General features: G+C 36.1%; 23 protein-coding genes. All 23 read right to left on the minus strand.

Annotation, left to right across the window (positions count from 1 at the left end; translation table 11 throughout):
- Nucleotides 1–23: 23 nt before the first annotated feature.
- Entirely contained in the window at nucleotides 24–2885 is a 2862-nt protein-coding gene (locus D8Q48_RS01810) for a penicillin-binding transpeptidase domain-containing protein (RefSeq protein WP_121055192.1), read from the minus strand.
- A complete protein-coding gene (gene mreD / locus D8Q48_RS01815) occupies nucleotides 2878–3411 on the minus strand; it encodes a rod shape-determining protein MreD (RefSeq protein WP_121055194.1) in 534 nt (177 codons plus the stop codon). The genes D8Q48_RS01810 and mreD overlap by 8 nt, the downstream gene beginning before the upstream one ends.
- Before the next feature lie 13 nt (nucleotides 3412–3424).
- Entirely contained in the window at nucleotides 3425–4285 is an 861-nt protein-coding gene (mreC, locus tag D8Q48_RS01820; protein ID WP_117989019.1) for a rod shape-determining protein MreC, read from the minus strand.
- Between the two features lie 2 nt (nucleotides 4286–4287).
- The gene (locus D8Q48_RS01825; protein WP_121055196.1) at nucleotides 4288–5307 is read right to left on the minus strand and encodes a rod shape-determining protein; all 1020 of its coding nucleotides are present in this window, start codon (nucleotides 5305–5307) and stop codon (nucleotides 4288–4290) included.
- Nucleotides 5308–5332: 25 nt separating this feature from the next.
- On the minus strand, nucleotides 5333–6019 hold the full coding sequence (radC, locus tag D8Q48_RS01830) for a DNA repair protein RadC (RefSeq protein WP_121055198.1): 687 nt from the start codon (nucleotides 6017–6019) through the stop codon (nucleotides 5333–5335).
- A gap of 111 nt (nucleotides 6020–6130) precedes the next feature.
- Nucleotides 6131–7738, minus strand: a complete 1608-nt coding sequence (locus D8Q48_RS01835) for an FAD-dependent protein (protein WP_117989016.1) — start codon at nucleotides 7736–7738, stop codon at nucleotides 6131–6133.
- Entirely contained in the window at nucleotides 7725–8954 is a 1230-nt protein-coding gene (locus D8Q48_RS01840; protein ID WP_121055200.1) for an NAD(P)/FAD-dependent oxidoreductase, read from the minus strand. The genes D8Q48_RS01835 and D8Q48_RS01840 overlap by 14 nt, the downstream gene beginning before the upstream one ends.
- A gap of 15 nt (nucleotides 8955–8969) precedes the next feature.
- Nucleotides 8970–10262: a methionine gamma-lyase family protein gene (locus D8Q48_RS01845; RefSeq protein ID WP_347562275.1), complete on the minus strand. Its 1293-nt coding sequence runs from the start codon at nucleotides 10260–10262 to the stop codon at nucleotides 8970–8972.
- Complete coding sequence (gene miaA / locus D8Q48_RS01850) at nucleotides 10255–11217, minus strand: tRNA (adenosine(37)-N6)-dimethylallyltransferase MiaA (protein ID WP_121055202.1); 963 nt, start codon at nucleotides 11215–11217, stop codon at nucleotides 10255–10257. Before miaA ends, D8Q48_RS01845 begins: the two co-directional genes overlap by 8 nt.
- Nucleotide 11218: 1 nt before the next feature.
- On the minus strand, nucleotides 11219–13216 hold the full coding sequence (mutL, locus tag D8Q48_RS01855) for a DNA mismatch repair endonuclease MutL (protein ID WP_117989012.1): 1998 nt from the start codon (nucleotides 13214–13216) through the stop codon (nucleotides 11219–11221).
- 12 nt (nucleotides 13217–13228) lie between these two features.
- Entirely contained in the window at nucleotides 13229–15871 is a 2643-nt protein-coding gene (gene mutS, locus D8Q48_RS01860) for a DNA mismatch repair protein MutS (RefSeq protein WP_330514236.1), read from the minus strand.
- 84 nt (nucleotides 15872–15955) lie between these two features.
- The gene (locus tag D8Q48_RS01865) at nucleotides 15956–16372 is read right to left on the minus strand and encodes a hypothetical protein (RefSeq protein ID WP_117989011.1); all 417 of its coding nucleotides are present in this window, start codon (nucleotides 16370–16372) and stop codon (nucleotides 15956–15958) included.
- A 77-nt stretch (nucleotides 16373–16449) separates the two neighbouring features.
- Nucleotides 16450–17919, minus strand: a complete 1470-nt coding sequence (gene miaB, locus D8Q48_RS01870) for a tRNA (N6-isopentenyl adenosine(37)-C2)-methylthiotransferase MiaB (RefSeq protein WP_121055204.1) — start codon at nucleotides 17917–17919, stop codon at nucleotides 16450–16452.
- 162 nt (nucleotides 17920–18081) lie between these two features.
- Entirely contained in the window at nucleotides 18082–18264 is a 183-nt protein-coding gene (locus tag D8Q48_RS01875; protein WP_117989009.1) for a DUF4250 domain-containing protein, read from the minus strand.
- A 16-nt stretch (nucleotides 18265–18280) separates the two neighbouring features.
- On the minus strand, nucleotides 18281–18502 hold the full coding sequence (locus D8Q48_RS01880) for a DUF896 domain-containing protein (protein ID WP_117989008.1): 222 nt from the start codon (nucleotides 18500–18502) through the stop codon (nucleotides 18281–18283).
- 111 nt (nucleotides 18503–18613) lie between these two features.
- Entirely contained in the window at nucleotides 18614–18985 is a 372-nt protein-coding gene (locus D8Q48_RS01885) for a hypothetical protein (protein ID WP_117989007.1), read from the minus strand.
- 57 nt (nucleotides 18986–19042) lie between these two features.
- Complete coding sequence (locus D8Q48_RS01890; protein WP_121055206.1) at nucleotides 19043–20728, minus strand: polysaccharide biosynthesis protein; 1686 nt, start codon at nucleotides 20726–20728, stop codon at nucleotides 19043–19045.
- Between the two features lie 15 nt (nucleotides 20729–20743).
- Nucleotides 20744–21238 carry an rRNA maturation RNase YbeY gene (gene ybeY, locus D8Q48_RS01895; protein ID WP_117989005.1) on the minus strand — a complete coding sequence of 165 codons (495 nt, stop codon included), beginning with the start codon at nucleotides 21236–21238 and terminating at the stop codon, nucleotides 20744–20746.
- On the minus strand, nucleotides 21235–22233 hold the full coding sequence (locus D8Q48_RS01900) for a PhoH family protein (protein WP_117989004.1): 999 nt from the start codon (nucleotides 22231–22233) through the stop codon (nucleotides 21235–21237). The genes ybeY and D8Q48_RS01900 overlap by 4 nt, the downstream gene beginning before the upstream one ends.
- Nucleotides 22230–23462 (minus strand): sporulation protein YqfD, encoded by a 1233-nt coding sequence (locus D8Q48_RS01905; RefSeq protein ID WP_172696938.1) that lies wholly within the window; start codon nucleotides 23460–23462, stop codon nucleotides 22230–22232. The genes D8Q48_RS01900 and D8Q48_RS01905 overlap by 4 nt, the downstream gene beginning before the upstream one ends.
- A gap of 11 nt (nucleotides 23463–23473) precedes the next feature.
- Nucleotides 23474–23758: a YabP/YqfC family sporulation protein gene (locus tag D8Q48_RS01910; RefSeq protein ID WP_117989002.1), complete on the minus strand. Its 285-nt coding sequence runs from the start codon at nucleotides 23756–23758 to the stop codon at nucleotides 23474–23476.
- A 74-nt stretch (nucleotides 23759–23832) separates the two neighbouring features.
- The gene (locus tag D8Q48_RS01915) at nucleotides 23833–25884 is read right to left on the minus strand and encodes a UvrD-helicase domain-containing protein (RefSeq protein WP_121055208.1); all 2052 of its coding nucleotides are present in this window, start codon (nucleotides 25882–25884) and stop codon (nucleotides 23833–23835) included.
- Between the two features lie 48 nt (nucleotides 25885–25932).
- Nucleotides 25933–26412, minus strand: a complete 480-nt coding sequence (gene rlmH / locus D8Q48_RS01920) for a 23S rRNA (pseudouridine(1915)-N(3))-methyltransferase RlmH (RefSeq protein ID WP_121055210.1) — start codon at nucleotides 26410–26412, stop codon at nucleotides 25933–25935.
- Between the last annotated feature and the right edge of the window lie 83 nt (nucleotides 26413–26495).

Raw genomic sequence — 26495 nt, forward strand, 5'->3', positions numbered from 1 at the left:
TCAATCCTCCTGCAATTTATTTCTTAATCTCCCGCTATCGCTGTTCCGAGACCTGCAGCATGTCCTGTAACCAGTTCTCCCTTATCTGTCAAGTTAAACTTTGCACGCACAATATCTCTGCCGATTTCTGCCGCATAAGAAGAACTGTATCCATTCGCAATACGAACAGCAAGTGCAATTTCAGGTTTTTCTGCCGGAGCAAATCCGACAAATAGTGCATGGTCAGGATGTACGTTACTTTGCTGTGCTGTACCTGTTTTTCCAGCCATCGAAAAATCAAGTCCGCTAAATGTTGCATCATATTGTACCATACTAATCATTCCTTGATGTACAAGATCCCAGGAATTAGACGATATCTCATCCATGGTATTCACAACAGTTGGTTCACATTCTTTAATAATTTTTCCATTTGAATCTGTTGTTTTATCTATTAATGTAAGCTTATATACTGTTCCTCGATTTGCTACTGTCGCAACATAACGATTCAACTGACTTACTGTATAGTTGTTTGTACCTTGTCCGATTGCAGACTGTACAGCATATTGGTCCGAAATCTGCGGTTCCGACTCTGGTATTTCCAATCCACTTGTTTCGCCAAGTCCAAATTCTTTTGCATATTTTGCAAGCTTTTCTACTCCAAGATCACTGTCATAATTTCCTTCTGCATCTGTTCCCAGTTCATATCCGACTTCATAAAAAAAGTTATTACATGACACTTTAAGTGCATCGACGATTGTCAGTTCTCCATGTGCATTTGGATATGCCCAACATTTCGGACTTGGTGTTACCTTGTCAAAAATTCCGGAACAATTTAAGTATGTGCTTCCGGTTATTACGCCTTCCGTCAGTCCTGCAATAGAAGAAACCATCTTATAAGTAGATCCCGGTGCTGTTTTTTCCTGAGTTGCATTATTATAAAATGGTCTGGAAAGTCCGGTTACCAACTGATTATAATAAACTGAATCCATTGTGTTAGCCAGGCGATTGTTATCATATCCCGGATAAGATACACATGCCAAGACTTCACCGGTATTGGGATCACTCACCACCGCAGAACCTGTACATGGTTCTAGCGCCAGCTGACCCGGAGTAATCTCCAGATTTTGAATTTTACTATACAACCAAGAATACGAATCAACTGTTCCTGAACGCAAACCATTATAAGCAGCTTCATCCATAGGAAGTACTCCCTGTTCATATACGATTGCACAAATCTGCGCTCCGCTGATTCCACTTGATTTTATAAGATATTTATAGAGAAGTTTGTCGAAATTTATATCTGAACTCAAATAATCTTGTAAATATCTTAAAATTGCCTGATACACCTCAGATGCATCTGAATATTTTTCAGACGAAATATAATTGCTAAGCTTTGAACTATCAACCCAGTTTTTTGAAATCGCATAGTTCAAATATTGATTTAGTGTGATTGTTTCCTGTTTTGCCCATGCCTGATATGTTTCATCTGATGTATCAATTGAATCTGCGACAAGAATGCCTGACTTATCTCGCAGTACTTGTTCTATATAATCTTCATATGCTTTCATTTCATCCGGAAGATCTTTATATGCTGTTCCACCATTTAATTCATTTATAATACTTTCAATAGCAGACGTTTTTTTCGCTGCAAACACAGCGTATACTTCCTGTTCTGTCTGCCCTGCATTGGCTGCTGAAAAATGAGCTTCATCAATAATTTCATTTGCAATAAAAGCATTATAGGCATCATCTACCGGAATAATGATTTCTTTGGAATCGTCTACTGTACTAGGGTCATAATTCATAACATTACGAAGTTTTGACAATACAATACCCGCTATTTTTTCTTCAAGCAGCTGATACGTTTCTTCTTGCAAGTCCTTATCTATCGTCAAATAAACGTCATTTCCTGCACCTGGTTCTTTATAACTTACAACATCGGTTACTTTTCCTACACTGTCCACGTAAAAAGTTTTGCTTCCTTTTGCACCCTGCAATGTCTGGTCAAGTGTCTGCTCCAGTCCTGATTTACCAACGATGTCAGATAATGAATATTTCTTTTTTGATTTTTTATCTAAAGAATCATATTCATCCTGTGATATCTTTCCTGTATATCCAATAATAGATGCAAAATATTTGCTGTCAGTATATCGACGTAAGGATTCTTCTTCTATATTTACGCCTTCTAATATATCCAGATTTTCCATGATTGCTGCCGCAGTCTCATCACTGACGTCTGAAGCAAGAACAGTTGGAATATACTTTTGAAAACTATTCAAATTGATTGCATAACGCAAATTTACCAATTTTAGTATGTGAGCCTTATCCTCACTCGTATCATCAATACCATATCCATAAATATCGTCTGTACAAAGATAGTGCATTAAATCATCCGGTGTTGCATTCTTTTGCTTTTCAGTCAAGTCATCTACATATGTTTTGCCATAGACATCTGCAATAAAACGAAGTCTTGAAGTTTCATCTGTCTTTGAGAACTGATAGTTTCCGGCTGAATCCAAAACAATTCCAAAATCACTGATAACAGAATCTCCATGTGCTTCAACAATATTGATTACATTTTCCAATGTCTGGTTTAATGTCGTATTTCGATTCTCGTCAGATGGAATATCATCCTCCAGAGTAACAGAATATGCAAGTTCATTATATGCAAGTAAATTTCCATTTCTGTCATAGATGTTTCCACGTGTACCTGCAATCTCTCTTGTTTTTCGAATCTGAAGTTTATAGTTGCTGAGATAATACTCGCCTTTTACAATTTGAAGATAAAATAGTCTACCAACAAGAACCGCAGAAAGTATAATAAATAACAGAATCAATATAAATAATCTGGACTCTACTAACTGATGTCCCTTTTCTTTTATACGCTTTATGAATCGCTTAAACAAACTTACTTGCACTCCTTTTTTCTTCTGCTTCTAATTTATGGTTTATAAAAAGTATCAATGGATATAAGCCAATAGTAATGGCTATAGTATAAATAAGTTCCGGAATAATTATATGGTTTAAATAATATAAGAAATTAAATTCACTACGCAACATAAACATAAATAAATAAACTGTAATACCATAGAAAAGTTCACTTCCTGCAATCAGGCAAAGTGGCAGCTTAATATTGTCATCATAATACATTTTCTGAAACATTCCATTAATATATCCAACAATAAGATAGGTCAATGCGTAAAATCCAAGCATTGTACCAAATTGAATATCAATCAATAATCCGGAGAAAAATCCAAGGAACATGCCTTCTTTTGGTCCGCGCATAAACCCGATAGATGCTGTTATAATTAGCAGCAGATTCGGTTTTATGGACGCAAGTGTTAGTTTTTGAAACACTGTACACTGTAAAAGATAAGATATAAATAAAATGACGACCATTACAATAAATCGTTTAATTTTATTTTTTTTCATATTGCCTGCCCCTTTACTTATTTTCTGTAATAGATGATTTCTTTGTTGTAATCACAAGAACTTCTTGAAGATTTTTAAAATCAACCGCCGGAGTAATATACCCGGAACGAGTCAGATTATTAGAATCTACATTCACTTCACTTACATAACCGATCAAAATTCCCTGCAAGTATTTGTCGCTTATATACGATGTAACGATCTGTTCTCCTACATTAATTGTATTATCGTTATTTTCCATCTGTTCAAATCGTATTTTACCATCACTCATTAAAGAAAGATCTCCTTCTACAATGCATCGGTCAGATGTAGATAAAACCATAGCACTTACGTTGCTAGAATCATCTATTATCGCACGGACCTTTGACCATGTCGGACCTGTTTCTGTAACAATACCGACAAGACCGGTTCCGGCAATTACATTCATATTTTTCTCAATTCCATCCTTGCTTCCTTTATCTATTGTAAATGTACTGAACCAATTTCCAGAATCTTTTCCAATAACATGTGCTCCCACTTTTTCATATTCAGCGTAATTCTGATCAAGTTTATAAAGTGCCTGCAAACGTTCCAATTCATATTTATCTTCTTGCAGATTATTATTTTCTGTAATGAGATCATTCACCTGTTCTTTTAGCTTTTTGTTCTCTGCCTGAACCTCTTTTAGTGTTTTAAAATTGTCATTCATGTCACCAAGCCATCCACCGATATGGTTGATTCCCTGCTGCATCGGAATCACCGTGACATTCGCCATAACTTTAAAAGGTCCGCGTACTTTGTCCGCAAATGTAGACAGTACCATAAGTAAAATACATACCAAGGCCAATCCAAACAGCCAATATCGATTTTTATGAGAATTTTTTTTTGCTTTCTTCATAATTATTCTAACCACCTATACCCTTTGTCTAACATTGAATATGTCAAGCGTCCATATCTCTTTTTGTCCTGAATAATCTCTCTTAGTCCGTTCATGCTACACAATTCCGGATAATCTACTGTAGACACGCGCACGCCAACGCTTTCTTCAAGATATTCTGCAATTCCTCTTAAATTCGCCATCCCACCGGTAAGATAAATCCCGTTTTTTTTCAATTCTCTGAGAACATCCGGCGGAATTCGTTGTATCATTGTCTGAATTGCATCAACACAATCATCCATCTGTTCTTTTAGAGCAGCTCTTACTAACCCTATGGAGATATCTGTACGCTGTGGAAGTCCAAGGATTAAATTTCTTCCGGTAATCTGCATTTTAGATTCAGTATCTTCACTAAATATTCCGAATGTCCTACGTAATTGCTCAGCAGTTTTTCTTCCTATCAGAAAATCGCGGTTTCGTCTTACTAAATTAATGATTTCCTGATCAAATTGTTCTCCTCCAAACTTTAACAGACGATTCATCACAATACCACCGTATGCAAGAACACTTAATTCCATCGTTCCTCCACCCATGTTTAATATCATAACCCCGCCTGTCTGATATACATCTATTTTACAACCTATTGCATCTGCAATTCCACGCTCTACAACTGAAACCGACTTGGCTCGCGCAGAAGAATGATACACTAAATCGTAAAAAGCTCTTTTTTCAACTTCTGTAATATCAGTTGGAATTGCAATCACATATTCACTTCCGAAAAATTGTCTTTTTCTTAAAAGATTCTCTAAAAGATTCTGCATGTCATAAAAACGAGCAATTACGCCTCCCTGCATAGGAAATAGTACCTCGATATTTTGAGGTGCTTTCTCATACATAGCGTATGCTTCATCTCCCACTGCAAATATCTCCGTTTGATTTTTAGTTGCAATTGCACTTTTTTCTTTCCAGATTTCATCTTTTCTTTCATCATATACTTTTATTTCGTAAGTGCCCAAATCCAGTCCGTAAATATTTCCGGCCATTATTTATCCTTCCCCTAAATTTAAATTAAAAAAGTTTTTTCTCGCGCATACTGACGTAACAATTATTTCCAATAATGATATGATCTAACAGATTCACACCTAACAGTTCCCCTGCTTTTTGTATCTGCTTTGTAATGATAATATCCTCTTTGCTCGGTGTCGGATCTCCACTTGGATGATTATGAAGCAATATAATAGAAACGGCACCTTTTTGCAATGCTTCTATAAATAATTCCCTTGGAGAAATAATAGCTGCATTGACTGTCCCTTTTGAAATAATTGTCTCGCCAATTAATTTTGTCTTAGTATTAAGCAGTAATAATTTCATATATTCCTGCTTCTCATGACGCAAATCTTCCATGTAATATCTAGCAATAGATTCAGGAGAATTAAAGTTTAATTCTTCTTCTGCCGAAGCTTTTGAAAGACGTTTTGCCAATTCAGATAAACACAAAATTTGTATTGCCTTTACTCTCCCGATTCCCTTCATATGAATCAACTGCTCATATGACCATCGATGGATATTTAAAATTCCACCTTTAAATGAATCTGGATATAATATTTTTTTAGCAAGCTGAAGCGAATTTTCCCCTTTCGTTCCGGTTCGAAGCAGAACCGCCAGTAATTCAATATTGGTTAAATGTTTTGCTCCAAATCTTTCACACTTTTCATAAGGGCGCTCTTCTGTGTTTAATTCTTTAATTTTTCCCATGGTATTTTCTACCGATGATACAAATTATAATATACACCGACTCATTTTAGCACAAAAAAATAATGATGTATAGTTTCACCAAATTAAAAATTGTGAAAATTTTGTAACGTCTTATGATGAAAACGGCTCAAATTTTTTTATAATTGCCTCCGCTACTTTCATTCCATCCATTGCTGCAGAAGTAATACCCCCCGCATATCCTGCACCTTCTCCACATGGATAAATGCCTTTACAAGTGCTCTCAAAGGACTCTTCCCGTAAAATTTTAACCGGTGATGATGTTCTGCTCTCTACACCGGACAACAATGCATCTTCTCTTGCAAACCCGTGAATTTTATGATCCATATTTAAAATTCCCTGTTCAATTGATTTGGCAAGTTCATCCGGGAAAATAGCACGGACATTAGCTAAACGATAATTTCCTTTCATCTGTGGACGTATATCACCAAGTTTTTCTGTTGGTATATTGTCACAAAAATCTTTATAGCACTGTACCGGGATATTTCCCTGACCAATTTGATATGCACGTTCTTCCAGATTTCTTTGAAACGCTATTCCGGCAAGTGGCGAATCGGATTTATAATCCTGTGGTGTAACCGTCACAATTACCGCACTATTTGCATTTTCTCCTAAACGATCATGATAACTCATTCCATTTACTGCAAGTTTCCCATCCTCTGATGAGGCATTTACAACATATCCTCCGGGGCACATACAAAATGTATAAACGCCTCTTTTGTTTTCTAATTGTGTCGTCAATTTATATGCTGCTGCCGGAAATAAATCTGCCATTTCTTTTCCATATTGTGCTTCCTGAATCATTTTTTGCGGATGTTCAATACGAACACCTACAGCAAATGATTTTGCCTGCATAGGAATCCCTTCATCATATAAAACCTGAAAAGTATCTCTTGCACTATGTCCAATCGCAAGGATCAAAGCATCACAATCTATTTTCTCAGAATTATTTATTATGATTTGTTTTAAGTGTCTGTCACTTTTTTTGGACCCATCAAAAATAAAATCTGTTACCTGTGCATGGAAACGTACTTCACCACCAAGTGAAAGGATTTCACGCCGCATATTTGAGACAACGCAAGCCAATACATCCGTTCCAATATGAGGCTTTTGTTCATAAAGAATTGCTGGATCGGCTCCAAACTTCACAAATGTTTCTAAAACGAAATTATTTCTGCCAAATTTATCCTTGACAAGTGTGTTGAGTTTCCCATCAGAAAAAGTTCCTGCGCCGCCCTCACCAAATTGGACATTTGATTTTGGATTTAGAATTCCTGTATTCCAGAATTTTTCTACATCCTGCATTCTTTCTTCTACTGGAGCCCCACGTTCAACCAAGATTGGTTGATATCCTTGCAAAGCCAATGAATACGCACAGAAAAGCCCCGCCGGACCAGCTCCAACTATAATTGGCCGATGTCGTAACTTCATTGTTCCGGCTTTTGGAAATCCATATGATTTTTGAGAAACTTTTTGAACTTTATTCTTTGCTTTTTTTAAAATACGTTCTTCATTTTTCACTTGAAAATCAATGGCATATGAATAAAAAATAGTCGGCTTTTTTCTTGCATCAATAGAACGTTTATGAATATGATATTCTAACAATTCCTCTTCTTTTAAATGCAATGTCATAAGCAATACTTTTTTTAACTCCTGTTCTGTATGATCAGGGGCTAATTTCAACTGATTAATTCGAAGCATTTCCTACTGCCTCCTTCCCTGCGACAAATCCACTTGACCATGCCCATTGTAAATTATATCCTCCACAGATCCCATCCACATCAAGAAGCTCTCCTGCGAAATAAATTCCCGGGACATAGTTTGATTCCAAAGTATCAGGATTAATCTCCGTCGTATCAACACCTCCACAACAAATCTGTGCCTGTTCGAATGCATTTGTCTCTATAATATGTGTTCGTAAATGCTGGATCAACAGTACTAATTTTTCAAGTTGTTCTCCGGACAAGTCAGCCACTCTCATTTCTTTTGGCAACCGTGAAAGCCGAATCCACAGTTCACAAAGCTTTTTAGGGAATATTCCGGTAAAAAACTCATCTAGTGTTTTGTGTGGGCATAAAGTAATTCGTTCTTGTAAAAATGATAAAAATTCATCTTTATTCATATCCGGCATAAAATTCAAAACAGCTGTAACTAACTGTTTTTGATATAGGGCCTTTGCCGCATAACGACTCACCTGAAATACAGGAATACCGGAAATACCATAATTCGTCAACTGGATTTCCCCTGTATCCGATGCAAGGAAAATGTCATCAGCATAAATTTCAACAGTTCCTTGAACCCTCACCCCTGAAATACTTTTATAAAATTTCTCTGCACATCGAAGCTGAACAAGTGCCGGAAGCACCGGAACGATTCTATGACCAAGTAGTTTTGCTAATTGATATCCAGAACCATCTGATCCTGTCACCGGTGCTGCCTTTGATCCACAAGCAAGAATAACACTGTCTGCGGTGATTGTTTTTTTATCGGTAGTAATGCGAATTCCTCTTTTTACTGGTTGAATATCCAGAACATTTATTTCTGTCATGACACAAATATCTAATTTTGCAACTTCTATCTGTAATACTTCCAGTATGGCAGCCGCCTGATCAGAATACGGATATAAATAGCCATTTCTATCCTTTGGATAAATCCCAAGTTCTTTAAAAAATGAAATTGTTTTTTCTACATTAAATTTTTGAATGATATTCCATGCAAAATCTCTGTTATCTGAACGATAGCATGCAGGTGTCTGATAAGTATTTGTAAAATTACAACGCCCATTTCCGGTTGATAAAATCTTTTTTCCAATTCGGTCTTTATGTTCCAGAATGGTTACCTTTGCTCCCTCACGTGCGGCAGTGATTGCAGCCATCATTCCGGCTGCCCCACCCCCGATTACTGCGACATCTCTCATTAATCTATCCTCTGACTACAAATTTTTTAATTGTTCTTCTGTTACAATGCCTGCCGATACAAGTTGCTGCAAAGATTGTAAAATCCCCAACTTTGCATGTGGCCATGTAAGACCGCCCTGAAAATATACCGCATATGGTGGTTTAATAGGACCATCCGCGCTTAATTCGATTGAAGACCCTTGCACAAATGCTCCTGCTGCCATAATCACATCACTGTCGTATCCAGGCATTGCCCATGGCACCGGTGTTACAAAACTGTCCACTGGTGCAGCGGCCTGGATTCCCTTGCAAAATGCGATCACGCCATCCGCTGTTCCTAATTCAACTGCCTGAATAATATCATGTCTGGATTCCCGGCCGTTCGGAATAACGCCAAAATCAAGACGTTCATATATATTCGCAGCAAATACAGCTCCTTTGATGGCACTGCTTACAACGGTTGGTGCCAGGAAAAATCCTTGATAAAATGACTGCATTACACCAAGCGATGCTCCAACTTCTTTTCCAAGTCCCGGTGAAGTAAGACGATACGCACAGTTTTCGATCAGATCACTGCGTCCTGCCACATATCCACCGATTGGTGCAAGTCCACCACCCGGATTTTTGATCAAAGAACCAACTATCATGTCTGCTCCAACATCACTTGGTTCAATCGTCTCGACAAATTCCCCATAACAGTTATCAACCATACAAATTACGTCTGGTTTAATCTTTTTTACAAATGCAATCAATTCACCGATTTTTTCTACCGAATAACTAGGACGTGTCTGATAGCCTTTTGAACGTTGAATAGTAATCAGTTTTGTTTTCTCATTGATTGCTTTCTCAATGGCCGGATAATCAAAATAACCGTCTTCCAAAAGCTCAACCTGACGATATGTAATTCCGTATTCAGCAAGAGAACCTTTTGATGGACGAATTCCAATTACCTCTTCCAAAGTATCATAAGGTTTTCCAACTGGAGAGAGGAGTTCGTCTCCCGGACGTAAATTTGCGGATAGTGCAAGTGCAAGTGCATGTGTTCCACAAGTGATTTGTGGACGAACTAATGCTGCTTCTGTATGGAACGTATCAGCATAAACCTGCTCTAAAGTGTCACGTCCCTGGTCGTTGTATCCATATCCGCTTGCATAGTGAAAGCAGCCTTCATTGACACGATTTTTTTGCATCGCATGAAGAACCTTTAATTGATTATATTCTGCTACCTTGTCAAAATTTGCAAATCGTGGTTTCAACTCTTGCTCGATTCTATTTCCGGCATCAAGCACCGCTTTTGATATTCCTAAATTTTGATACATTTCATCCATTATTGTATTCATTTATAATTCCTCTTTCTTTCAATTCCTGAAGCATTGCTTTTAGAATTCTTTCTTCGTTATAATCATATTCTTTTTTATCAATCCACGTAACATCAGATTCTCTCTTAAACCATGTGATTTGTCGCTTTGCAAAATGTCTTGTATCCCGCTTGATAATTTCAACAGCCTCTTCCAACGAGCACTTATTGTCTAAGTAATCTAACATTTCTTTATATCCAAGACCTTGCATGGAAACCATATCTCTTGTATAACCTTTTTCTTTTAAAGACTGTACTTCTCTTACCAGACCTTCATTTATCATCTGATCCACACGAAGATTAATTCTCTCATATAAATGTTCTCTCTCATCGTTCAATACAAAATAAGAGAAATTATATGGAGATACTTTTTTTCGTTGTTCTTCATTATGCTCTGATATTTTTTCTCCGGTTTGATGAAAATATTCTAATGCACGAATGACACGTTTTACGTTATTGGCGTGAATGTCCTGTGCCGATTTTTCATCAACTTCCCGTAAACGGTCATGAAGATATTCTGCACCTTTTGTTTGTGCCAGTTTTTCCAGTTCTTCTCGATAAGACGTATCTTTTTCGTTTTCCGAAAAATCAATATCATATAAAACCGCCTGAATATAAAAGCCAGTTCCTCCTACAATGATTGGTATTTTCCCTTTCTCATAGATTTTCTGTATTGCCTGTTTTGCCATCTGCTGAAAAAGAACAACATGAAATTCTTCATCCGGCTCTAAGATATCTAAAAGATAATGTGGAATTTCTTCCATTTCTGAAGGCTTTATTTTTGCTGAACCAATATCCATTTGCTTATAGACCTGCATGGAATCAGCAGAAATAATTTCTCCGCCAATTGCTTTTGCAAGACCGATAGATGCTTTTGTTTTTCCAACAGCCGTTGGTCCTGTTAAAATAACTAAAGGTTTTTTCATATTATACAATCCTCTTGAATTTTTTCTCCAACTCTTTTTTTGACATTGCAATAATCGTCGGACGACCATGTGGACAATGATATGGATTCTCCAATTCTAATAGTTCACCGATCAATGCGTCAACTTCTTGTGCTGATAATCTGTTATTTCCTTTTACAGCCGCCTTACATGACATCGATGCTACTTTTTCATCAATGATATCTGGTGTCATATTGGTGCTAAGACCATCTGCCAGATTGTCCAGCATTTCCATAAAAAGCTCTTTCTTTGCAATGCTAAATAAATTTGCGGGAACCGCACGTATCGCATATTCCTCGCCCCCGAACGGCTCGATTTCAAAACCTATCCGCTCAAAACGTTCCTTATGTGTCTTAAGCAGCTCTGCTTCCTGCATAGAAAGTGTCAGTATGATCGGAGGACTTAAATACTGTGATGTAAACTCCCTATTTTTCATTTCTTTTAAAGTCCGTTCATATAAAACACGTTCATGCGCGGCATGCTGGTCTATAATATAAAGATTATCCTGAAATTGAACAAGCCAGTATGTATCAAATATTTGTCCTATCAGCCGGTATTCTGCCCGGGTTTCCCGTTTTAATAACTTTTCTTCAAATAAATCCAGCTGCTTTGGTTTCTGGATTACCGGTGTCTCATTTACCTTATATGTTGTAGCTTCATGAACTGAAGTCTGTATTCTTTTTTTCTGTTCCTCTGGTCTGAAAATCTTTTTCTGATCTTTCACCTCCGCCGAAGAATTCCGATTATGATAAGACATAACACGTTCTCTCATTTTACGGATAAAATAATCTTCGTTATGGGGTTCCTCTTTCACCTGTTCTGATGCGGTCGGTGCTGCAGAATCTATCGGTGTTGTCGTAATCGAAGCTGCAGCTTCCTTTGAATCGGATGGCATTACTCGTCTTACGAGCTTAAGATCCGGTGACGGAGTCTTCTTTTTTTCTTGAACAGGTGATGTCAGTGGTTCTGGAACTTCCACCTGTGGAATCAATTCCGGTTCTAATAATTGTCTATGTATTGCCTCAAATACGGTTTTATATACTTCTTGTTGATTCTGAAAACGAAGTTCCATCTTTGTCGGATGCACATTTACGTCTACTGTTTCTGTATCCACCTGAAAATGCAATACTACAAATGGAAATTTATGCTGCATCATAAAATCTTTATACGCATCCTCAACAGCTCTTGAGATCATCGTACTTTTTACATAACGTCCATTCACAAAAAATGTCTCAAAATTACGGTTTCCTCTTGTAATCAGAGGTTTCCCAAGATAACCTGTAATATGAATGCCTCCTTGCCAATAATCTAATTCCAATAAATTAGATGCAACATCACGTCCATAAATATTATAGATTACATCCTTTAATTTTCCGCTTCCGGAAGTTCTAAGTTTCTCTTGATTATTATTTAAAAATCGAAATGCAACTTCCGGATGAGATAATGCCAATCGTATTAACAAATCTTGTACATGTCCTGCTTCTGTCATTGCAGTTTTTAAAAATTTGCGTCGTGCAGGGACATTATAGAATAACTGTCTTATTATAAAAGTTGTTCCGTCAGAAGATCCGGCTTCCTCTAATGAAAGCTCTTGTCCACCTTCAATTACATATCTTGTTCCAAGTATAGCCTCTTTTGTTTTTGTGATTACTTCCACCTTTGTAACTGCCGCAATGCTGGATAATGCCTCTCCTCTAAATCCAAGAGATGTAATGTGAAGCAAATCCTCCACATTACGGATCTTACTTGTAGAATGACGCAAAAATGCATTGCGGATATCTTCTTTCATAATACCACTTCCATCGTCGGTAATACGGATTAAAGAAATCCCTCCTTCTTCGATCTCAATTGTAACATGTGTTGCTCCGGCATCAATCGCATTTTCTACAAGTTCTTTCACAATAGAAGCCGGTCGTTCAATCACTTCTCCAGCGGCAATTTTATCAATTGTAACCTGATCTAATACTTGAATATGCTGCATTATGTACTCCTTTTACCAGCGATTTTTTAATTTGTTCTGAAGTCTGTAAATGGTATTTAAGGCATCTATTGGAGTCAGATTACCTACATCAATAGCTTTCAGTTCTTCAAGAACATCATCGTCTTTTACTGTGTCAAATAAAGAAAACTGTGCAATATCTACTTCATCATATTTTTTAGACTTTGTTTTTTTCTTTGCTTCAGCCTCTCTGGAAGCAATTTCGCTGACACGTGAAGTAATATCTTCATCCGCCAGTTCCTCTACGATTTCTTTTGCTCGATTGATTACAATATCCGGAACTCCTGCCAGTTTTGCTACCTGAATACCATAACTCTTGTCTGCTCCGCCTTTCACAATTTTTCGCAAAAATACGATATCATCACCCTTTTCTTTCACCGCGATACAATAATTGTTTACATTGTTGATTTTTCCTTCTAACTCTGTTAGCTCATGATAATGTGTTGCAAATAATGTTTTCGCACCAAGTAATTTTGCATCACTGATATATTCCACAACAGCCCAGGCAATGGAAAGGCCGTCAAATGTACTTGTTCCTCGACCGATTTCATCCAATACAAGCAGACTCTTACTTGTAGCATTTCGTAAAATATTAGCTACTTCTGTCATCTCTACCATAAATGTGCTTTGTCCTGATGCAAGATCATCTGAGGCTCCGACACGGGTAAAAATACGATCCACAAGTCCAATGTTTGCTTTGGAAGCAGGCACATAAGAACCAAGTTGTGCCATCAGCACAATAAGGGCAACTTGTCTCATATATGTAGATTTTCCGGCCATGTTCGGACCAGTAATAATAGAAATCCTCTGTTTTTTATCATCCAGCACTGTGTCATTGCAAATAAACGAACCATTTGGAATCATCTGCTCTACAACTGGGTGTCGCCCATCTTTAATATCTATTTTTCCCTGAACATTGATTGTAGGGCGAATATAGTTATTGCGTTCTGCAACAAGTGCAAGTGATGTAAACACATCCAATGCTGCAACGGCTTTCGCTGTTTTCTGAATTCGGATAACTTCTCCTGCAATCGTATCTCGAACAGTACAATATAATTCATATTCCAGTGCATAGAGTTTATCTTCTGCACCTAAAATAGTGTCTTCCAGTTCTTTTAATTCAGGTGTAATATATCTTTCCGAATTTGCCAGTGTCTGTTTACGGGTATAATATTCCGGCACAAGCTCTTTATAAGAATTTGTTACTTCCAAATAATATCCAAACACTTTGTTATATTTAATCTTTAGGTTTTTAATTCCTGTCTTTTCACGTTCCTGCTCTTCCAGTTTCGCAAGCCATGTTTTTCCATCCGATTTTGCACGACGAAGCGTATCTACTTCCTCGCTGTAGCCATCACGTATAATATTTCCTTCTTTCATAGCAATTGGTGGTTCTTGTGCAATTGCTGATTTTACAAGGGAGCATAAATCCTCCAGCGTATCCATTTCTTTACAAATCTCACATAATAAGTCGGATTTCATATCTTCTAATATATAATGGATAGCCGGCAGCATTTCCAATGATGTTGAAAAAGCAGTGAGATCTCGTGGATTGGCTGAGCCATACGTAATTCTTGTAATCAATCTTTCTAAGTCATATACAGGAGATAAATACTCTCTGATCTCTTCTCTGGAAATAGCCTCTTCTTTTAATTCTGTAACAGCATCCAGACGACGTTCTATTTCGGTACGCTCAATCAACGGTTGTTCAATATATTTTCGTAATGTTCTAGCCCCCATAGCTGTTTTGGTTTTATCCAATACCCATAATAAGGAACCTCTTTTTTGTTTCTCACGTAAAGTTTCACACAACTCCAGATTCCGTCTTGTAGAACTATCCAGCATCATATATTTTCCGGTCGTATACGGTGTGATATGTGTCATATGGGACAGATCATTTTTTTGTGTTTCCAATAAATATTGAAGCAGTGCCCCCGCACTGATCACTCCACAATCATAATCCGCAAGCCCAAGTCCTTGCAGCGAAGATACCTTGAAATGTTCCATTAATTTAGATTTACAAATTTCATCATCAAAATACCATGATTCCAATGAATAAATTGTAATTCCAAGTCGATTTTTCATATCTTCAAGATCCATTCCACTCATATAGAATGATTCATTGCAAATAATTTCTGACGGCATAAATTTAAAAATTTCATCTTTTAATTTTTGTCCGTCCGGCAGTTCTGTCACAAAATAATCTCCGGTAGTTACATCTGCAACTGACAATCCATAGCGATCCGCAATGTATACAATACACATAATATAATTATTCTTGCTCTCATCAATTGCGGCTGCATCCAAAATAGTTCCAGGTGTTACAATTCGCACTACTTCACGCTTCACAATGCCTTTCGCCTGTTTTGGATCTTCAACCTGCTCACAGATTGCTACTTTATATCCTTTAGATACTAATTTTGTCAAATATCCATCTACTGCGTGATAAGGAACCCCACACATTGGTGCACGTTCTTCCATCCCACAATTCTTTCCTGTCAATGTGATTTCTAATTCTTTGGATGCAGTCAATGCATCATCAAAAAACATCTCATAGAAATCACCTAATCTATAAAATAAAATGCAGTCCGGATATTGAGACTTTGTCTCCATATATTGCTGCATCATCGGTGTCATTTCAGCCACTTATTACGCCATCCTTTCAATTCAAATTAATATATCTCAAAAGAAGTCCAATTTATTATAGCATTTTTCGACTTTTTATAAAACATGGATATGTGGTTTTTTTTCACCACAAATAAAGTGTAAAAAATACGCTGATAAATAAATAGCTATCACGCATAACCCGGAAAATAAAATAATGAATGCAAAACAAATTTGTCCAAGAAGATGAAACGGCTGATCCGAATAATCCCATACATTCAGCTTCAGCCATTTATTTACAATAATTCCTGTAATAAATTCTCCTGCTGTAACAAAGATTGAACACCTTACTACCTGCATCCATAACGGGTCCTCCCACTTTGTCCACATTCCCTGCTGCCCACAAAACATCATGCAGATTCCTCCCAGTACAAACATAGACCAATGTGAAAAGCCTCGAAAAACCACTTCTATTCCATAATATAACATACCGCCTAAAGCCCACAATCCAGTATATTCTTTTAATCTTTTCATACAAAAACGTCCTCCTATATAGTTTTGCTACATAGTTTGGACGTTTTTGGTAAAAATATTGCCCGAAAAATTTTTTCTTAAGAAACGATTTCTCCCATATAATAAAATCCATGACATTCTTTGAGTTCAACATCAACTAATTTTCCAATCAATGAAGCATCTCCCGGAAAATGAACAAGCAGATTGTTGCTCATACGACCTGTCACCAGATGCTCGTCATGATCATTTTTGGTTTCAACAAGAACACGCTGTATCGTTCCTTTATGTACACTGCACACTTCTGCTGAGATTGTCTGGACTTCTTTTAACAGACGATCAAAACGATCTTTCATGACCTCCGGTGAAATCTGGTCTTCAAGTACGGCAGCAGGAGTTCCTGTACGCTTTGAATATTGGAATGTAAAGGCACTGTCATAGCGCACTTTGCGCACTACATCCAACGTTTCCTGAAAATCTTCTTCTGTCTCTCCCGGAAATCCAACAATAATATCTGTTGTAAGTGAAATATCCGGAATTGCCTTTTTGATTTTCTCTACCAGTAATAAATACTGTTCTTTTGTATACCTTCTATTCATCTTCTTTAAGACATCTGTACTTCCTGATTGAACCGGTAAATGAAGGTGTTTACAGATTTTTTTTGAATGTGCCATTACTTCAATAAGTTCATCTGATAAATCCTTTGGATGAGAGGTCATAAAACGGATACGTTCAAGCCCTTCTATCTTTTCAATCTCCTGTAAAAGTTGAGCAAATGTCATTGGCTCATCCAGGTTTTTTCCATATGAATTTACATTTTGTCCAAGAAGCATGACTTCTACTACTCCATCAGCAACCAGCTTCTCTATCTCTCGGATAATGTCTTTCGGATTACGGCTTCTTTCTCGTCCACGCACATAAGGTACAATACAATAGCTGCAGAAATTGTTACAGCCAAACATAATATTCACACCAGATTTAAATGGATACTTGCGATCTGTCGGCAAATCTTCAACAATTTTATCCGTATCCTTCCAGATATCAATCACCATACGTTCTGATTCAAAGCATGTTACGATTAGTTCTGCAAATTTATAAATATTATGAGTTCCAAAGATCAGATCAACAAATCTGTAACTCTTCTTTAACTTTTCTACAACTTCCGGTTCCTGCATCATACATCCGCATAATCCGATCATCATATGCGGATTCTTCTTTTTGATGCGGTTAAGCTGTCCAAGACGTCCATAAACACGCAGATTCGCATTTTCACGAACAGTACATGTATTATAAATAACAAAATCTGCCTTATTTTCATCTGTTTCTTCTTTATAGCCCATCTGTTCAAGAATACCGAGCAATTTTTCAGAGTCCTTTGCATTCATCTGACAACCAAAAGTGTTTACACAGACATAAAGAGGACGACCTAATTTCTCACTCAGCCTGGTGACATACGCTCTTCCTTTTTTGATAAAATAATACTGGCGTATAGGCTCTTCAATTGGTGCTTCTTCACTTATATCAATCTCTTCTAATATTTTTTCTATTTCTTTATTATTATTATATTCCATCGTTTTCCAATGTTCCTTTCAATATTAAGACGATATTATATTATACGTTACAAAATGGTTTTTTTCAACTGCTTTTCTAATATATAAAATATATAAAACTTATCATATATAAAACGACAGGCTTACGAAATAACTTTTCGCAAACCTGCCTTTGTCCTATCATTAAACAAATTGATTACGGTTACTATCATAGAAATAATCAATCGCATTTAATTTTGATTCTATCTCTTCTTTTGTAACGTTCATATCGTCACACAACACATTTAGATTGTGATAATGATCTCGTAATTTTGTATTTACGACGCTCAACAACATAACCGGATCCCCTGGAAGTCCATTTAACATAATTCAAACACCCTTCCTAGTTTCCAATTTTTCTTCCGTATTTTTCACCAAGGTTTGTGATACTTCCGTCTTTTTCCTTGATATCGATATTATTTAACTGACTGCGCAGGTTACCGCGGATACTCTCCAGATACTCCTGTCGTAAAAGTTTCTGTTCTTTTTTCTCAGATTCTGTCAGTCCTTCTGCTTTTGATTTTCTATATAATTCATTAATCCTTGCTATCTTTCGCTCATCCATTGTAATTCCTCACTTTACTTTTCCATGTAAATTTCTCATAAACATAACTATACTACACTATTTTTTTTATTTCGTCTACCCGTCTGTTAAAATTCTCTAGTCTCTCTAGTCTCAGCTTGAATAGTTTTCTAAAAATTGATATAACTCCTCTGTACTTTCAATATACATTGAATTCATTACTTTTTCCTGTATGTCTTTAGGCAGTGAATTTATTGAAATATCTGTTACTTCATATACTGTTTTATGGTCATCACAATATACGACAACATATCCTTGCAGGGATGAAATATAATACCCGTTATTTTTTACAGCATCCCCTTTTGTGCTGATGCTTCCTGATTTTTCAATATGCTCTGTCAGCATCTGTTCCTTACTCTGTTGAGCTTTCGTATTCGTATACTTATAAGTCAATTGATATCCTACTGTAATTACACTAAATACTATTAAAATAGCAGAAAAAAAGCCAATAAAATATTTTCTCATAGGATCTCTCCTTTTTTATATAGTATTGGCTTCTTTTTATTTCTTATTCAGTTAAATTTATAACATTCTATATTTTGGAAGCAGGTGGAATTTTTTACAAATATGTAAAATCTTATCTCCCTGTGGTAATGCCCGGATATCATCATTTGACAATGTCCCGAGTTTTAATAATGCAAATGCATAAACAATCACTGCAAATAAAATTGCAATACATGTTGCAGCAAAACGCCCTCCAACCAAAAGATCAAAAACGAAATGTACAAGATACGTAACTGCACCCATAATCAATGCTGCAATCAATGGTTTGACAAATGTATTATCAATTTCCTGCCGATAATCACATGCTTTATGAATTGCACGTGCATTGAGCAGGCACATACAAATTGCAAAAACAATATTACTTCCTACTAACGCATAGATATTCCATTTTAATACAACTAACATAATAAATAATGCGATCAAATGTACAACCAATGAAATCCCTGCATTTTTAGCAGGTTCAGATAACTTATCAAGACCTTGTAAAATTGAGTTTGAAACAGTTGACCAGCAATACAAGACAACCGTAATCGAGCCAATAGCGAGCAATGTTGCAGGTGTTTTGCTTGTATCATTATACAAAAGAACCATAAGCGGAGACCCAAGTACAATAAATCCAATAACACATGGAATTGCAATAATCATTGTAAATCGAATCGATTGACTGATTTTTTCATGAATCTGGTTTTTGTCATGCACTGCAACGGCTGTTGTCATACTCGGAATAATTGAAGCAGCCAATCCATTTGCCATTGCAAGCGGCACATTAATCAATGTATTATACTTTCCGGTATAAATTCCCTGTAAAGCCATATACTCTTTCTCTGTAAAGCCTTGTGCTGCCATAACCTTATTGAATATTGTCAGATCTAAAATCTGATTGATATTATAAATTGCGGTACTGAAAATAATCGGTGCAATTGTAATTAACAGGATTTTAATTATACGCTTATAACTTTCTTTTCTACGAGTAGTATCACTTTTTAACTGTCTACGAATATTATTTCGATATAAGAAAATCGCAAAAAGCAAGAATAATAACGCTGCAAATGCACCCACTACTGTTCCAAGAGTTCCACCGGCAGCTCCATATGCCGGACCAAGTAATTCTTCTCCTGATTTTTTACCTGCTGCTGCCCCAACATCAAACAGTACTTTTGCCCCTGCAATACTTACGATTGCATTGATAATCTGCTCAATGATCTGCGAAATCGCAGTTGGGACCATAGTGCCGAGTCCCTGGAAATAGCCTCGAAGAACACCAAGAACAGCAACAATAAAAAGACCTACTGCCAATACTCGAAGTGCATATACACTGAGCGGAGATTCCATCATATGCGTAGAAATTGCCCCTGCTCCAAAAAAGATTAAAAGTGAGATAACCAGTCCTACGACAATTGAAAATGCCAACGCTCCGAGAAACACTCGAAACGCATTTCGTTTCTGATGCATTGCAAGTCTTGCCGAAACTAACTTTGAAACTGCAACAGGAAGACTAAATGTTGAAAGCATCAAGGCCATCGCATAAACCTCAAATGCATAGCCATAGAATCCGTTTCCTTCATCTCCCAGAATATTTGTCAATGGAATTCTATATACAACTCCGATGATTTTTGTAAGAAACATTGCAATTGCCAATATTGCTCCCTGCATCAAAAAATCATCTTTTTTCTTTGTTTTTTTATTACTTTGTAAATCCGTCATCATCCCCTCCGTCAGTTAGCGTAATATTTGTACTTTTTCCATAATTTCCCGCTGCTTTGCTTCCATTATCATACGTTCTTCCTCTTCCATGTGATCGAACCCAAATAGATGAAGCATACTATGTGCAATAAGAAAAGCAAACTCCCGCTTTGGAGAATGTGCATAAGCTTCTGCCTGTGCAAGAACATGTTCTTTTGAAATCACAATATCTCCAAGCATCAATTCTCCTGTCTCTGGGTTGAATGCATCTTCTTGTTCTTCAATTTCTGAAAAATCACCTGGATTTGCATATTCTAACATTGGAAAAGACAATACATCTGTAGAGCGGTCTACCTGTCTAAATTCCTGATTCATTTCATGAATTGCTTCATCATCTGTCAGTAACAAGTTTACTTCTGCTTCAAACGGACACTGAATATAATCCAATGCTGCTTCTACCACAAGATTTGCAATTGATTCCGTCTCAATCGGAAGTGTAATACTGCTCTCATCTTCTATATATAAACTCATGATTTTCTCCTTTTTGCATTTGTTTTCCCCGAACGAGTACTTTTATTTTCGTATGCTTCATACGCTTTTACAATACGTTGTACAAGTGGATGGCGCACAACATCTTTACTTGTCAAAGTACAAATGCTGATATCTTCAATGTCTTTGACTACCTTTACCGCAACATCCAATCCAGACACACTTCCTGCCGGTAAATCCTTCTGCGAAGAGTCTCCGGTAATAACAACCTTGGAGCCAAACCCGATTCGCGTAAGAAACATTTTCATCTGGGCAGGTGTTGTGTTTTGTGCTTCATCCAGAATGATAAACGCATTATCCAAAGTACGTCCTCTCATATATGCGAGTGGGGCCACTTCAATCAATCCCTTTTCCTGATTTTTAATAAAGCTTTCGGCTCCCATAATCTGATATAATGCATCATATAACGGGCGTAGATATGGATCGATCTTGCTCTGCAGATCACCTGGAAGGAATCCAAGCTTTTCTCCTGCTTCAATCGCAGGTCTTGTTAAAATAATCCGACTCACCTCATTATTCTTAAATGCAGTGATTGCCATTGCCATTGCTAAATACGTTTTTCCAGTTCCTGCCGGTCCTAATCCGAAGGTAATCATTCCATTCCGTATCGCATCTACATATTTTTTCTGACCAAGTGTCTTTGGTTTGATTGGTTTTCCCTGTAATGTATGACAAATTAAATCTTTATCTATTTCTACAATTTCTTCTTCCTGTCCCTCAAACACAAGTGAAATTGCATAATTTACATTTTGCTCTGTGATTGTATTTCCTCTGCGGGATAATTCTGTAAGCTGGCTAAGTACACGATATGCTTTCTGCGCCAGTGACTGTTCACCAAGAATTTTAATCATGCCATCTCGCAAGATCAATGTTACATGAAATGTACGTTCTATTTTTTTCGCAAATACATCAAACTGGCCGAACACATTTTTTTCGTGTTCAGCCGGGATATCAATATTTAATTCCGATAAGCTCATTCCGGTTCGTTCCTTTCAATTTCCATCATTTCTGTCTCGACAGGTTGTGTGATTTTCTGATTTAAATATAATGCTCCATCTGCCGATGCAAAAGCGTCATATAAATGTATATTAACACTTTTTCCTGTTATTTGAATACCCTTTTCTTCCAATTTTTGGAGAAATTGTTCAAAATTCAAATTCAATTTTGTTTTTAATTCTTCTTTTGAATAATTTTGGGGTATAAAATGATACCCCTTAGCCTTCGCATATCCATAATAAATCGGCAATTTAAAATTTTCACCAAATTGAATCTGATATTCCACTGATTCCTTTTCAACATTCGAAAAGGAATTTCTCAGGCTTCCGATTTCAATAGAGCAGGATTTTATCCTAAAAAAGACAGTCAATCGTTGTTCTTTTTTATTATACTGTTTTTGCTTATACTTCCTGGGAATTTTATCCGTATATACTTGTATTGTATCTGCAAAAACATCCGCATCAGAATGTTCATATTGATAACGGATAATTTCCTGGGAATCATTCTTTATTTCCAATTTCCCAGATACCAGGATATCTCCTTTTTTCACTTGATCTCCGACATGTACAAGTGGAATTCCTTTTCTTGTTATAATTTGTGTTATAACTCCATCACAAGTTGCGATCAAGTCTATCCCTTTTGCGTCTTCCAATGAAGGTAAGTCATTTCTTCGCATTTCATTTTCTTTAATCTTAATTTGAAGAATACTTCCATCTAGTGAAGTAGACACCCATACAATCTCAGGATATTGTTCACGAAGTGCTTTATTTACTTCAAAACAATCAATTTTTTCTTTACGCATTCCAGGGTATATAGAAATTGTCTGCAAAAAATCCATTAGTGATTCCGCAGTCTGTTCTTGATTTCCGCTGAAATGCACATCCCATATTCTGGCGGAGCATTCTTTTAACAAACAGATACAAAAAATAATTCCAACAAGAAAGAACCCCCTTACTTTATGAGAATATATAAAGAACGGAAACCCAAAACGATTTTTTATTTTTACATGTGTATGCGTTTTTCGGGCAATCGGGCGGATTTTTCGAAAATCTTTAATTCTTATTTGTAATTCATAAACATTGTCATGAATAGTTACATTCCAAATATATATTTTATGATAAGAACATAGATTCAAAAAGCGCTCTGCTGAGTCTCCTTCCACGCATAAAGTCAAATACCCTTGAAGATATTGAATGATTGAATGTATCAATAGAAAACTCCTTATTTACAAAATTCTATCGAACAAATATCTCCTGTGATTTTCATTTCTAAATTTGTATAATATTCTATTTTTAATTTTTTTCCAACAACACGTATTTGTGCCTGTTTTGTCTGAATACGTATCAGGCAAGAAGTATATTCAAGGATTCCACGATAGTTTTCTATATATAACTTATGATATCCAAGTATATTTATAACCGATGCGCCTAAAATAACCTCATCGGGCATTCCTGTAACAGAAGTAATCTTATTCTTTAACTGATCTTGCTTCTGCTTTGCTCTCATATACACGATCACGTATTCTTTTTTATAAAAAATCTATGAGAGAACTTTCTTTTCTATGAATGAACAAAGATTTTTTATTTATTATTTTCCAAGGTATACGTATATAACTCATGTAACGCTCTTGTCGCACAAATATAATCTGCCTGTTTTGACATATTTGTTTCAATATCCGAACGAACAGTGAAAACTTGATCAAACTCTAATCCTTTTGCAAGGTAGTATGTGGTGATCGTCAGCCCTTTCTGAAAAACAGATGTATCTCGATCCATATAAGAAACATTTTCATCTTTTCTTTTTAATAAACTATATAATTCAAAAGCTTCCTCCTCTGTTCTGGCTAAAACCGCTGCTGTTTCATATTTATCCAAATTAATATTTTTCAAAATTTCAGAAATTACAGATTCTCCTGATAGAAAAGTTTTTTCTACTACATCTTTTCCATGACGGTCAAACAGTTCCAAATCACAAATACCTGTCAGTCCTGCTGCATACTTTGCAATTTCAACTGTATTTCGATAACTCTTATTCATAATAATTTTCCGAACTTGTTTTCCAAATATTTTCGGCAGGAAAGTAAGAACATCTTGTGTTTGTTCATCCATAGATTGTGCCTTATCTCCAAGTATCGTCATCTTGCAATCAAACATTGTTTGTAAAATTGTATACTGTAAATAAGAATAATCCTGCATTTCATCAATCACCACATGTTTAATACGGTGATGCTGTTTCTTTCCATAGAGTCGATATTTTAAATAGAGCATCGGATATACATCTTCATATTTCAGTATGCGACGTTCATACGACACTTTTGGTAACACTGGAGAATCTATATCTTCTAAAAACCAATTATAAATAATATACAAATCTTTTGTCTGATACATTTTATCAAAAAGTTCATCAAAATAAATGTGTTCATCTTCCTTAAGATCACGTCCCATACTGGTTTCAATCTCATCAATAAAATATTCTTTAATTGCATCCATTCTTACCAAAATCGGAGTGTCTTGAAATTTGAAATAAAACAATTGGATTAAATCTTCTTCTGACTTATGGTATCCACGCCATTCAATATCATGAAAATCAATCAAACGATCTTCTAATACAGCAAGAAAACCTTCCATCTGTCCGATAAAATCAAAAGACTGTTTGTATCTGTAACGATGAATCTCACTTGATGGACAATCATGTAACTGCCGTTCCAATTGATGATAGCGATCTTCGCAATCATAGACAAATTCTTTTAATTCTTTGTAAGCAAAAATATCAAAACTCATTTCCTGAATATTCTCTTCACCAAGTTCTGGAAGAATATGTGAAATATAATCAGAAAACACACTATTGGGAGATAAAATTAAAATGTTTGATGATTTTAAATTTTTACGATCATGATATAGCAGATAAGCAATTCTGTGTAAAGCAATAGATGTTTTTCCACTTCCCGCTGCCCCCTGAATGATCAATATTTGATCCTTGGTGTTCCTGATAATCTCATTTTGTTCTTTTTGTATTGTTCTAATAATGCTTTTTAATTGAACATCGCCATTGCTTCCTAATTCTTGTTTTAAAATTTCATCATCGATCAGCATATCACTTTCAAAAGCATATATAATTTTACCTTTTTTTATTTTATATTGTCCTTTTGCTGTAATTTCACCTGTAATTATTCCAGCCGGTGCTTCATAAGAAGCATTGCCTTTATCATAATCATAAAATAAACTGCTTACCGGTGCTCTCCAGTCATAAATAAGAGGCTGCCTTCCAGTGTCTTCTGCAAAATTTGCAATGCCAATATAAAATGATTCGGGTTCTTCATCTCCATCATACAGAAAATCAACACGTCCGAAAAAAGGTGAATCTAACAAAGACTCAAGTCGATGTTTCATTGACAATGTATTCTGATTTGCATTTACCTGTTGCAGTAACGCCTGTTGGTTATCATAATACTCATAACCATATTCGTCCATCTCTGTATAATTATCCCAGAAATATTCTTGCATCTGATCTATCTCTTTTTGTCCATCCAAAAGAGTTTCATAAATCTGTGCTAATTTCTGTTTCAATTTTTCTGTGACAGTTTCTAAGAATGTCATGCCTTCTTCCTGTATATCTTGTGTTGCTTCTTGCATGTTTTAAAATCCTCTTCTTTTGCTTATATTTTTTATCTATTAAATGACTTACTTATGGTATGGTTCATGATTTATTATTCTATAACTCCGATATATCTGTTCCAGTAAAATTACACGCATCAGTTGGTGTGGAAATGTCATTTTAGAAAAACTCAACGCATAGTTTGAACGTTTTAGCACCTCATTCCCAAGGCCTATTGAACCACCGATAATAAATATGATATGGCTGATCCCTTGAATACCCAGAGTTTCAATTTTATCAGCCAGTTCTTCAGAGGTCAAGAGTCTTCCCTTGATTTCTAAAGTAACAACAAATGCATCTTCTTTCACATATTTTAAGATACGTTCTCCTTCTTTATCACGAATTCCATCTTCAACAATCTGACTTGCGTTATCAGGAGTTTTTTCATCAGCAACTTCTATGATTTCTAATTTGCAATAACGACTCAAACGTTTACTATATTCTGAAATTGCATCTTTCAAATACTTTTCTTTTATTTTTCCAACTGTAATCAATGTGATCTTCATATAAATCCCCTAATGTCCAAAAAACGAGGATATAGGAAAAACCTATATCCTCATAATTATTTTATGCATTGCATCTAAAATTA

Origin of the sequence: Ruminococcus sp. B05 (genome assembly GCF_003628495.1) — a bacterium.
GTDB lineage: Bacteria > Bacillota > Clostridia > Lachnospirales > Lachnospiraceae > Schaedlerella > Schaedlerella hominis.

Coding starts and splice junctions, on each gene's coding strand:
- D8Q48_RS01845 (WP_347562275.1), bottom strand. CDS start 10,262: ATGGATGAAATGTATCAAAATTTAGGAATATCAAAAGCGGTGCTTGAT.
- miaB (WP_121055204.1), bottom strand. CDS start 17,919: ATGGAATATAATAATAATAAAGAAATAGAAAAAATATTAGAAGAGATT.
- D8Q48_RS01825 (WP_121055196.1), bottom strand. CDS start 5,307: ATGGCCGGAAATATTTACGGACTGGATTTGGGCACTTACGAAATAAAA.
- D8Q48_RS01885 (WP_117989007.1), bottom strand. CDS start 18,985: ATGAGAAAATATTTTATTGGCTTTTTTTCTGCTATTTTAATAGTATTT.
- D8Q48_RS01915 (WP_121055208.1), bottom strand. CDS start 25,884: ATGCAAGAAGCAACACAAGATATACAGGAAGAAGGCATGACATTCTTA.
- D8Q48_RS01840 (WP_121055200.1), bottom strand. CDS start 8,954: ATGAGAGATGTCGCAGTAATCGGGGGTGGGGCAGCCGGAATGATGGCT.
- D8Q48_RS01880 (WP_117989008.1), bottom strand. CDS start 18,502: ATGGATGAGCGAAAGATAGCAAGGATTAATGAATTATATAGAAAATCA.
- ybeY (WP_117989005.1), bottom strand. CDS start 21,238: ATGAGTTTATATATAGAAGATGAGAGCAGTATTACACTTCCGATTGAG.
- radC (WP_121055198.1), bottom strand. CDS start 6,019: ATGGGAAAAATTAAAGAATTAAACACAGAAGAGCGCCCTTATGAAAAG.
- D8Q48_RS01835 (WP_117989016.1), bottom strand. CDS start 7,738: ATGCTTCGAATTAATCAGTTGAAATTAGCCCCTGATCATACAGAACAG.
- D8Q48_RS01890 (WP_121055206.1), bottom strand. CDS start 20,728: ATGACGGATTTACAAAGTAATAAAAAAACAAAGAAAAAAGATGATTTT.
- rlmH (WP_121055210.1), bottom strand. CDS start 26,412: ATGAAGATCACATTGATTACAGTTGGAAAAATAAAAGAAAAGTATTTG.
- mutL (WP_117989012.1), bottom strand. CDS start 13,216: ATGCAGCATATTCAAGTATTAGATCAGGTTACAATTGATAAAATTGCC.
- D8Q48_RS01910 (WP_117989002.1), bottom strand. CDS start 23,758: ATGAGAGCAAAGCAGAAGCAAGATCAGTTAAAGAATAAGATTACTTCT.
- mreD (WP_121055194.1), bottom strand. CDS start 3,411: ATGAAAAAAAATAAAATTAAACGATTTATTGTAATGGTCGTCATTTTA.
- mreC (WP_117989019.1), bottom strand. CDS start 4,285: ATGAAGAAAGCAAAAAAAAATTCTCATAAAAATCGATATTGGCTGTTT.
- D8Q48_RS01865 (WP_117989011.1), bottom strand. CDS start 16,372: ATGAAAAGATTAAAAGAATATACTGGATTGTGGGCTTTAGGCGGTATG.
- miaA (WP_121055202.1), bottom strand. CDS start 11,217: ATGAAAAAACCTTTAGTTATTTTAACAGGACCAACGGCTGTTGGAAAA.
- mutS (WP_330514236.1), bottom strand. CDS start 15,871: ATGACACCGATGATGCAGCAATATATGGAGACAAAGTCTCAATATCCG.
- D8Q48_RS01900 (WP_117989004.1), bottom strand. CDS start 22,233: ATGAGCTTATCGGAATTAAATATTGATATCCCGGCTGAACACGAAAAA.
- D8Q48_RS01875 (WP_117989009.1), bottom strand. CDS start 18,264: ATGTTAAATGGACTTCCAGGGGATCCGGTTATGTTGTTGAGCGTCGTA.